Below are 3,993 nucleotides of genomic sequence, written 5' to 3'. Positions count from 1 at the left end.
AGCTCAGCGGGAGAGCACTACCTTGACACGGTAGGGGTCACTGGTTCAATCCCAGTATCGCGCACAGTGGTTGAGAGCCGTCGTCCGAATTCGGGCGGCGGCTCTCGGCGTTGTGGCCCCTGCGGCGGACATGGGAGTGGCCGGGAACGGCACGCCCTCACCGACGTGTCGTTCCCGGCCACCGGGTGGGCCCGGAGCTGCAGCCTGCGCCACTCATTTCGTCCGTCCACGACTTGATGAGGGTTGCTCCGGACCGGCGCGAAGACCCCTACCCCATGGGGGTCAGCGCCCGATCAGATCGGCGACCGCCTGGGTCTGGATCGCCAGTTGGTCCCACGCCCCGAACAGGGCCATCAGCAGGATCGCGCAGGGCAGGGCGATGGCGAGGGCGACCATCGGGTGCCGGGTCTCCGCGGGGTGCGGCCGGCGGCGAAGGGCTCGGTCGAGCGGTGCCATGTCTGCTGTGCTCCTGCGGGCTGCGGTGCTGCTCGGATCGGGTCGGGGACGGGTGGTGCTGCTCGGTAGCGAGGACGGTCATTTCTCGGGGGACGAGCGGGGCCGTCCTCGCTGTGAACAACCGTATGCGGGGCGGCTTTCGGCGTCGTCATGCCGTCGTACCGTTCCGATCGCATCCGCTGGTAGGAGGAGAGGGGCGGCGCGTACGTCTGGAGTCGGAGACGGGAGTGCGCGGACCCCTTAGGCGACCCTGACGGCTTCCCCTGGGGGAACGGCCGGATCGCGGGCGTGGCAGGGGGTTTGACGGCCCGGCGGCGGTGCCGATCCGACAATCCGACCGGCGGTTCGTGTGTTGCGTGTCAGCACGGGGCCGCTACCTGTCCGTAAGCTGTGCCAGGACAGTTGACTGACGATGCCCCATCCGACGGGGCCTCACCCCACGGGCTGACGGAACGGGAACGGGTACGGGCAGATGGCAATGATGCGGCTGCGGCGTGAGGACCCCCGCATCGTCGGCCCGTACCGGTTGCACCGGCGGCTGGGCGCCGGCGGGATGGGTGTGGTCTTCCTCGGTTCGGACCGCAAGGGGCAGCGGGTCGCGCTCAAGCTGATCCGCGCCGAACTCGCCGAGGACGCCGAGTTCCGCACCCGCTTCGCCCGGGAGATCGCGGCGGCCTCGCGGATCCGCGGCGGCTGCACGGCCCGCGTGATGGGCTCCGACATCGAGGCCGACCGGCCGTGGCTGGCCACCGCGTACGTGCCGGGGCCTTCGCTGTACAAGCAGGTCTCCGAGGAGGGCGTGCTGGCCTGGCCGGACGCTGCGCGGATCGGCGCGGCGCTGGCCGACGGGCTGGTGAAGGTGCACGAGGCGGGCGTGGTGCACCGCGACCTCAAGCCGTCGAACATCCTGCTCTCCCCCAAGGGCCCCCGGATCATCGACTTCGGCATCGCCTGGTCGCGCGGCGCGTCCACGCTGACGCACGTCGGGACGGCGGTGGGCTCGCCGGGCTTCCTGGCGCCCGAGCAGGTGCGCGGCGCGGCGGTGACGCCCGCCACCGACGTGTTCGCGTTCGGGGCGACGCTGGCGTTCGCGCTGACCGGGGAGTCGCCGTTCGGGTCGGGCGCCTCGTCCGAGGTGATGCTGTACCGGGTGGTGCACGAGGAGCCGGACCTGTCCGGGATTCCGCCGGTGCTGGCCCCGGTGGTGCGGGCCTGCCTGGCCAAAGAGCCGTCCGAGCGGCCGCCGGCGCCCGCGCTGCACGAGCGGCTGAGCGAACTCGCGGCGCGCGGCGTCGGCGGCGGCCGGGCTGCCAGGGCCGCGGCGCGGGCGGAGGAGCGGGCGGCGGCCGCGGCGGAGGCGCCGGTGGCCGGGCGGCCCGAGGGGGCGCCGCCGCGCCGTCCGGCCGGTGCGCCCGGGGGGCCGGGGCCCGGTGCGGGTCGCCGGCCGGCCGCGGACGCGGCGCGGGCCTCGGCCGGTGCGCCGCCGGCCGCCGACCGTCCGGCGGCCGGGGGTCGGCCTGCGGCTGCGGGCGGGCGGCCTGCGGCGGCGGCGGTGCCCCGGCCGGAGGTGAGTCCGGACGCCCGGACCGAGCGGGTGCGGCGTCCGGTCCGCGACGGCGACACGGTGCGCGAGCGCCGGCCCGCCGCGTCCGCCGGGCGGGAGCGCACCCCGGTGCCGGGCCGCGACCGCACTCCCCCGCCCGGGCGGGCCCCCGGGCCGGCCCGGCCGACGGCCCGTCAACGGCTGATGCGGCAGCGCCTGGTGGTGTTCGTCACCGTGACGCTCGGGGTGGCGCTGGCCATCGCCGTCGCGCAGGGCTGCGAGAACCGGGCCACCCAGGGCCTTCCGCTGCCGACCGCGACCGCCCCCGTGAAGCCGACCGGCGGTGCGACGCTGTCCGTGGACAGCCTGAACACGGCCGCCCGTGCTTCCGGCCTGGGCCCGGCGCTCGGCAGCCCGCCGTCCGTGGACTGGCCCAACCGCAGCTACCCGGACCCGGCGGGCGGCCCCGCGATCCAGCTGCACGACGGCGGCTCGACCGGCGCGGGCGCGCCCGTCACGCTGTCCGCCGTGCTGCCCGCCCGCTACCGGGACGACCGGGCGACGCTGGTGGTGCTGCGGCGGGTGGAGGGCTCCGTCCCCGTCGACCTGGTACAGCTGTACGGCTTCAACGGCGACGCGCCGGTGCTCGTCTCCGGCCGCGCGTCCACCGCGAACCCGGAGGCCGGGGCGGTGTGGCGGGTGGAGAACGGCGCGCTGGTCCGCGAGGAGCGGGTGGACCGCACCGGCGCGGTCTCCTCGACCCGGTACACCGTGCGGCCGGACGGCAGCCTGGAGGAGTCCTGGCCGGGCGCGGGCGTGTCCGGGAACTGAGCGGCGGCCCGGGGCGGGCGCTCAACTGCCGGTGACGGCCTGTCAGTGCCCGGCGGCAGCATGTGCCGCATGATGTGGACGACCGACGCGATGCACGTCGCGTACTGCCAGTATTTCCTGTACGGCCCGGAGCTGCCGGACGGCTGGGACGCGCACGCGCTGGCCCGGCTGTTCCACGGCAACGGGGTGGCGGCCGGGTGCCCGGACCACCTGACGGTGCTGTGCGGCACGCACACCGGGCTGATCCGGCTCGGCGTGGAGCGCGCGGCGCAGCGGCCGGCCGAGCCCGGGCCGGAGTGGGAGAGCGCGGTGGAGCTGTCGCTGTACAGCAGCGGCGAGTTGCGCCTGCGGGCCTGGGACGGGGTGGACATCGCCGAGGCCGGCAACCTGGCGCACGCGGGGCGCGGCTGGTACCGGGTCCGGGTGCAGACCCGGGGCCGGGACCGGGGCCGGGAGGCCGACACCGCCGCCCGCCCCGTCGAGGAGCACCGCCTGACGGTGTGGCCCGCTCCCCCGTCGCCCGATCTGGTGCTGCGTGTCGGCGACTTGACGGGCCGCCGCCACCACGACCCGCGGCGGCCGGCCCCGCAGCCGATATCGCCGCCGGCGGCCCGCCGGGCAGCCTGACCGGTCATCGGGCGGCCACGGCGGATAATGATCCGCGGAAAATCGGGCGAGACCGGGAGGTACGGGAGCGATGGCGCTGGTCGCAGGGGCGCGGGTCAAGCTGGTGGCGGACGTGGTGCTGGGGGACGCCTCCGCGTCCGGGGGCGGGGAGGCGGTGGGGGTGCTGCTGCTCGGGGCGGGCGTCGAGGGCACCGTCGAGCACGTGGTCGGGGAGGTGGCGGCGCCCGAGGAGGTCCGCGAGTACGAGCGGCTGCGGGCGCTGCACGACGACTACGGGCACACCATGCCCGCGGAGAGTCTCAAGCAGTTGGAGGCCGAGATCGCCAAGCTGGTGCCGCACTGGGAGGCGTTCCAGGTGCGGGGGCCGCGCTCGTCGGTCCGGGTCCGCTTCGACAACGGGTTGGTGCTGGACGGGGCCGACGAGGCGGTGCTGACCGCTCTCTAGTGCCGTGACCGGAAAGGATCACCGGCGTGGGAGCTGGGCGTGAGAAGATCGCGGCCGTGACCATCTCGCTTCATGACTTCGCTGGCGAACA

The 3,993-nt window shown here is 75.5% G+C and carries 4 protein-coding genes and 1 tRNA gene; 4 read left to right on the top strand and 1 reads right to left on the bottom strand.

All coding sequences use genetic code 11. The annotated features are described in order from the left end of the window. Positions 1–61 (top strand) — tRNA-Val (locus ACWEMJ_RS33775). A 221-nt stretch (positions 62–282) separates the two neighbouring features. Here ACWEMJ_RS33775 and ACWEMJ_RS33770 read toward each other — a convergent pair. Further along, positions 283–456, bottom strand: a complete 174-nt coding sequence (locus ACWEMJ_RS33770) for a hypothetical protein (protein ID WP_452140964.1) — start codon at positions 454–456, stop codon at positions 283–285. A 472-nt stretch (positions 457–928) separates the two neighbouring features. Here ACWEMJ_RS33770 and ACWEMJ_RS33765 point away from each other — a divergent pair, with 472 nt between their 5' ends. The 3 genes from ACWEMJ_RS33765 (at position 929) to ACWEMJ_RS33755 (ending at position 3,902) form a co-directional block, all read left to right on the top strand. Beyond that, entirely contained in the window at positions 929–2,830 is a 1,902-nt protein-coding gene (locus ACWEMJ_RS33765) for a serine/threonine-protein kinase (RefSeq protein ID WP_452140963.1), read from the top strand. 69 nt (positions 2,831–2,899) lie between these two features. After that, on the top strand, positions 2,900–3,457 hold the full coding sequence (locus ACWEMJ_RS33760; RefSeq protein ID WP_452140962.1) for a hypothetical protein: 558 nt from the start codon (positions 2,900–2,902) through the stop codon (positions 3,455–3,457). A gap of 70 nt (positions 3,458–3,527) precedes the next feature. Further along, positions 3,528–3,902 (top strand): hypothetical protein, encoded by a 375-nt coding sequence (locus tag ACWEMJ_RS33755; protein ID WP_452140961.1) that lies wholly within the window; start codon positions 3,528–3,530, stop codon positions 3,900–3,902. The last annotated feature ends 91 nt before the right edge of the window (positions 3,903–3,993 follow it).

The sequence above is a fragment of the Kitasatospora sp. NPDC004531 genome (assembly GCF_053602195.1).
This window is presented reverse-complemented; position numbering and strand designations above follow the sequence as displayed.